The following is a 1,807-nucleotide window of genomic DNA, read 5'->3' on the forward strand; positions in this document are numbered from 1 at the left end:
TGCTCGGCTTTGAAGGGCATGCCGTTGACCTGGTTGTAGGAGTGGGCGTCGACCAGGTATTTCGCTCTGAGGAGGGTGGCGAGCTGGCCGAGGTTCATCTCGGGGACCACGACTTTGTCGTAGCGGGCGAGGAGGTCGCCGAGGTTTGGGGGGAAGGGGTTGAGGTGGCGCAGGTGGGCCTGCGCGATCGGTACGCCGGTTTTGCGCAGGCGGCGCACGGCGGCGGTGATGGGCCCGTAGGTGGAGCCCCATCCCAGGACGAGGGTGCGGGCATGGTCGGGGTCGTCGGCCTGGACGTCGGGGATGTGGATGCCGTCGATTTTGGCCTGGCGGGTGCGGACCATGAAGTCGTGGTTGGCCGGGTCGTAGGAGATGTTCCCGGTGCCGTCCTGTTTCTCGATGCCGCCGATGCGGTGTTCCAGGCCCGGGGTGCCGGGCACGGCCCAGGGGCGGGCGAGGGTTTTCGGGTCGCGTTTGTAGGGCCAGAAGACTTCGGTGCCGTCGGCCAGGGTGTGGTTGGGGCCGGTCGCGAAGGTCACCCGCAGGTCGGGCAGCTCGCCGGTTTCGGGGATGCGCCAGGGTTCGGAGCCGTTGGCGAGGTAGCCGTCGGAGAGCAGGAAGACGGGTGTGCGGTAGGTCAGGGCGATGCGTGCGGCGTCCAGGGCGGCGTCGAAGCAGTCGGCGGGGGTGCGGGGGGCGATGACGGGGACGGGGGCCTCGCCGTTGCGCCCGTACATCGCCTGGAGCAGGTCGGCCTGCTCGGTCTTGGTGGGCAGCCCGGTGGAGGGACCGCCGCGCTGGATGGCCACGACCAGCAGCGGCAGCTCCAGGGAGACCGCCAGCCCGATCGTCTCCGATTTGAGCGCCACACCCGGGCCCGACGTGGTCGTCACGGCCAGCGAGCCGCCGAAGGCCGCGCCGAGGGCCGCGCCGATGGCGGCGATCTCGTCCTCGGCCTGGAAGGTGCGGACGCCGAAGTTCTTGTGGCGGGAGAGTTCGTGGAGGATGTCGGAGGCGGGGGTGATGGGGTAGGAGCCGAGGTAGAGGGGGAGTTGGGCCTGGTGGGCGGCGGTGATGAGGCCGTAGGACAGGGCGAGGTTGCCGGAGATGTTGCGGTAGGTGCCGGGGGGGAACGCGGTGGTGGCGGGGGCGACTTCGTAGCTGACGGCGAAGTCCTCGGTGGTCTCGCCGAAGTTCCAGCCGGCGCGGAACGCGGTGACGTTGGCTTCGGCGATCTGGGGTTTCTTCGCGAATTTGGCGCGAAGGAATCGTTCGGTTCCCTCGGTCGGCCGGTGGTACATCCAGGACAGGAGGCCGAGCGCGAACATGTTCTTCGAACGCTCCGCTTCCTTGCGGGAGAGCCCGAATTCCTTGAGTGCCTCGATGGTGAGGGTGGTCAGGGGGACGGGGTGGACGTGGTAGCCGTCGAGGGACCCGTCTTCCAGGGGTGAGGTCGCGTAGCCGACTTTGGCCATGGGGCGTTTGGTGAACTCGTCGGTGTTGACGATGATCTCCGCGCCGCGTGGTACGTCGCCGATGTTGGCTTTGAGTGCGGCGGGGTTCATGGCGACCAGGACGTTGGGGGCGTCGCCGGGGGTGAGGATGTCGTGGTCGGCGAAGTGGAGCTGGAAGGAGGAGACGCCGGGGAGGGTTCCGGCGGGTGCTCTGATCTCGGCGGGGAAGTTCGGCAGGGTCGACAGGTCGTTGCCGAAGGACGCGGTCTCCGAGGTGAACCGGTCACCCGTGAGCTGCATCCCGTCACCGGAGTCACCCGCGAAACGAATGATCACCCGCTCCAGACGACGGA

1 protein-coding gene is annotated in these 1,807 nt (G+C 68.4%); it reads right to left on the bottom strand.

Features of this window, described 5'->3' with window-relative positions; genetic code table 11:
• A partial coding sequence (locus AB0P17_RS43215; RefSeq protein WP_365820606.1) for a 2-oxoacid:acceptor oxidoreductase subunit alpha occupies positions 1 to 1,807 on the bottom strand: 1,807 nt, incomplete at both ends.

This window comes from Streptomyces sp. NPDC088124 (genome assembly GCF_040685895.1).
Classification (GTDB): Bacteria; Actinomycetota; Actinomycetes; order Streptomycetales; family Streptomycetaceae; genus Streptomyces.